Source organism: Nostoc sp. 'Peltigera membranacea cyanobiont' 210A (assembly GCF_002246015.1).
Lineage (GTDB): Bacteria > Cyanobacteriota > Cyanobacteriia > Cyanobacteriales > Nostocaceae > Nostoc.
The window spans coordinates 1-3,789 of the sequence record NZ_NOLJ01000024.1 but is presented as its reverse complement, the minus strand read 5'-3'; the positions used below and the strand labels follow the sequence as shown (position 1 = coordinate 3,789).

The following is a 3,789-nucleotide window of genomic DNA, read 5'->3' as shown; positions in this document are numbered from 1 at the left end:
GGGTAAAACCTTTTTTTATTTTATTGTAAATATTTATTTACATTTTTACAATCAGCAACTAAAGTTATTTATATGTCTTGATAAGAGTCAATTTTTAATTACAGATATTTGCAGCATAATAATGCTTTTGATCAGACAATCACAGCAATCATGCCGTTATTCACGATAAAACTCATATCTGTTAACGAATAATTAAAAATGAATTATAAAGTGACAAATATGTATCTGAAGATTCACTTTTTGTAAAAGCTCTTAATTGCCCACCATCAATTAGAATAAATTTGAATATATCAAAATATTAAGATAATTCCGAGAAAAATTTTGTTTTGTTAACAAAAAAATGCAGTTAAATCAAAGTAATTTCCTCAAATTTCTGATCCAATCAGAGCCAGGAAAACCAGCAATATCCAACGGCTTACGAGCTGCTTTCGCGTTGGGAGTTCCCATGCTAATTGGGCAACTCATTAACCAAAGAGAAAGCGGACTATTGGTTGGTTTAATGGCTCACTTTGTCAACTTAGCGAATGTTGGTGGCCCTTACCAAATCAAAGCTAAGGCGATGGCACAGGCTACTTTGGGAATAGCTGTTTCAGTATTTGTGGGTACTCTAGTCGCTCAAGTTCCGGTACTAGCTGTGGTGCTGACATTACTCTGGGGACTTGCTTCCGGTTTTGCGTCACTGTACGGTAATGCTGGTGCCAATGTCGGTCTGGTGGTAGGGATATCATTTATTACCACGATCGCACAACCAGGAAATTTGGAAGTTGCACTCATGCGATCGCTGCTATGCCTAATTGCAGGTGGATGGGCGATGCTACTTTCCTTAGTAATGTGGCCTTTTAGACCTTACGATCCAATACGGCTAGCTTTGGCTGACTGTTTCAGTGCGTTAGCGAAGCTCACCGGAGGTATCGCCAACTACATTCAGGCATTTGTAGGTAAAGTAGCAACAACTGAAAATATTCTCGAAATTAGAAAAGCATTAGAAACAGCACGCACTGCTTTAGGTACATTACGGATTGGACAGTCGTCTCGGAGTTGGATAAATGAGCCATTTTTGCTGCTAATTCAGGATGGCGATCGCTTGCTTGGTTTAGTTGTTGCCTTAACAGAATTACTAGAAACTCACTTCCAACAACAGCAATATCATACAGTCCAGCAATTAGTAGACGATGCACTCGCAGAAATATCAGTCATTCTTCAAGCTATAGCGAAAGTCATATCTCGCAAGCCTGCTAGCATCGACTTGGGAAATCTCAAGCGCATCTATGAAGCACTGAAAGAACAAGAAAGTCTGCAAAGAAAAGCAATTGCTGGGAGTGAAACCGACTACACAACCCTCGTTGCTTTCACTAACCTGGTGCTGACGCTCAAAAAGCTGATTGAGCAATTGCAATACACGGCTCAGACAGCTAAATCTCTGGCAGATCGCAGCAAAATGAGTCAACGAGATGTAGATAGACTTCTTTTATTTGAAGAAGAACAGCGATCGCTCTTAAGTTTACTCAAAGAAAACCTCACTTTAGACTCAGCAATCTTTCGCCATGCTCTCCGCATTGGTGTGAGTCTAACTGTAGGCGTGATATTATACAGCGTTACAAATTTACCAATGGGCTATTGGGTAACACTGACAATTATATTAGTCCTGAAACCAAACTTGGGTGCAACTTTCAAACGGTTTTTCCAGCGAGTTGGCGGGACAATTTTGGGAGCTGTCTTAGCTGCTATCTTACTTGCAACCATCACGAGTAAGCCTGTATTAGACATCATCATTCTGCTAACAGTATTTTTTGGTGTTTCCCTAATCGGTTTCAACTATGGGTATTCAGTGATTTTCTTCTCAATATTTGTCTTACTGATTATCGATATTGGTCATCCTATTAGTTGGCAACTTGCTGGCTTTCGGGTGTTGAATACATTAATTGGGGCGGGACTGGCTTTTGCGAGTCATTACTTTTTATGGCCAAACTGGGAACGCGATCGTTTACCCAGTCAACTCGCCACAGCGCTGCGAGAATGTCACAAATACTTTCAGGATGTGATGGCTGTTTACCAAGGTACAAAGGAGCGGGACTCTACTATTATCAGTCAACGGCGACAAACTGGGCTGGCAATTGGTAATGCCCAAGCCTCCTTCCAAGGATTGCTGCGCGAACCCCAAATGCACCAAGAATTAGTAGAACCAGTAATGACGCTAATGCTCTATATGGGACGTTTTACTAACGCCGTGACAGTTTTGGCAGTACATCTCGAACATTTCCGAGGAACAGTACCACTCCCGGAATTAGAAACCTTTGTCCGCCAAATTTCGCTAGGGTTAGAGCAGTTAGCTGATTCGGCACAGCAGGAAATTCCCCCACCGCCCTTACCTGATTTGGAAGAAACACTGCAAAAAATCCAGCCGCACCTGCAAGCACTGCGTACAGCCAGGATAGAAGAGTTAGCCGTCAATCAAGGACATACACCGATTCGTCAGGCAGTCATTGATTACAGCATATTAGATTTGGAGATTGACCAGATTGTGCGACGGTTGACTGCTATGCACTCAGCAATGGTACGGCTAACATTGGCTAATTAAATTTCAAGTGTTCGGTAGAAAAAGACGATAGGATTCGCTGTCCATCAAAATTCTAAAACCTAGCCACATCAGCACGAAGGGGAAAATCTTGCCAGCATAACGGCTGAGTACCAAGGCGATACCAGGTTGATGAGTCAAAGTATAGGACATAAATAGCCAGCAGCAAACAATGAAATAGCAAACTGGTACGATCACGGCTAGATTTTGAATGCTGCTGCTGGCAAACAGGGGTATATAGATCCCAAGATTGTTGCCGCCATTAGAAATTGTTACCGCAGAGACGCGATAGGTCTGGGGATCGCGAATTACGTCCCAGAGCGATCGCTTTCTGGAATCAAATCCTTTAAATTTAGAGTTTCTTTTCAGATTAGCTGACTTATCTTCGGCTGAATCATCCTTATTCAGGTTGAACAAATTGTTCAAGCCAATGAGTATCGGCAGAATTCCCAGTAGACCTGTCCAAGTTGACGGAATTGCTAGACCCAGTAAGAAACCAATGAAACTTACTATCACTAATGCTGTAAACCCGATAATTTCGCCAACCACAACATGCTGAGGACGAAAAGTCCGATTAACCTCACTGAAGAAGGCAGTTAGATAAATATTGTCGTCAAATGTTGTTGCCACAGCCGTAGCTAGCCCAATCTTAATTGTTGCAATTAACCAATCCATCACCATTCCTCACTCAACACCTAATCTGATGAACGAAACTAGCGATCGCTCAACTTTGTAATCAGCCTTACAATATCGAGAAATATTAATCTAAGAACGCGAGTTTCGCGCATCGGGCGTGACTCGACTTCTTATTTATTCAACTTAGTTATAATACAATAATTACGTAGCAAAACTACTCATAGTGGCGATGCTGGATTATGCTACGCTTCTCTTAAATGCCTCAACCTATACATATAAAATATTTGCGTAAGTCCTAATAATATATAATAGGAATTACGCATTGACAATAAATACCAAATAAGTGTGATTTCAAAAACTATACTGTAGGAGCAATTAATAAATTGCCCCTACAGTGTGGGTGTATTTATCATCAAAAAATGATGAAAAAAAGCCTGAAAAAACCTATTTTTGGAAATGCATACCACGATCAATTTGTACACCTGGATTTCTCACTTGTGAGAAATCCAAGGGGTGTGGGAGGTGTGGGAGGATGGGGAAGAAGTCTTACCCCCCACACTCCCCACACTCCCCACACT

2 protein-coding genes are annotated in these 3,789 nt (G+C 41.4%); one reads left to right on the top strand and one right to left on the bottom strand.

Features of this window, described 5'->3' with window-relative positions:
• Nucleotides 1-340: 340 nt before the first annotated feature.
• The gene (locus CDG76_RS35600) at nucleotides 341-2,578 is read left to right on the top strand and encodes an FUSC family protein (protein WP_094353517.1); all 2,238 of its coding nucleotides are present in this window, start codon (nucleotides 341-343) and stop codon (nucleotides 2,576-2,578) included.
• Nucleotides 2,579-2,581: 3 nt separating this feature from the next.
• On the opposite strand, the gene CDG76_RS35595 is transcribed toward CDG76_RS35600, so the two are convergent.
• Complete coding sequence (locus CDG76_RS35595) at nucleotides 2,582-3,250, bottom strand: cadmium resistance transporter (protein WP_094353516.1); 669 nt, start codon at nucleotides 3,248-3,250, stop codon at nucleotides 2,582-2,584.
• Nucleotides 3,251-3,789 lie beyond the last annotated feature (539 nt).

Coding starts and splice junctions, on each gene's coding strand:
- CDG76_RS35600 (WP_094353517.1), top strand. CDS start 341: ATGCAGTTAAATCAAAGTAATTTCCTCAAATTTCTGATCCAATCAGAG.
- CDG76_RS35595 (WP_094353516.1), bottom strand. CDS start 3,250: ATGGATTGGTTAATTGCAACAATTAAGATTGGGCTAGCTACGGCTGTG.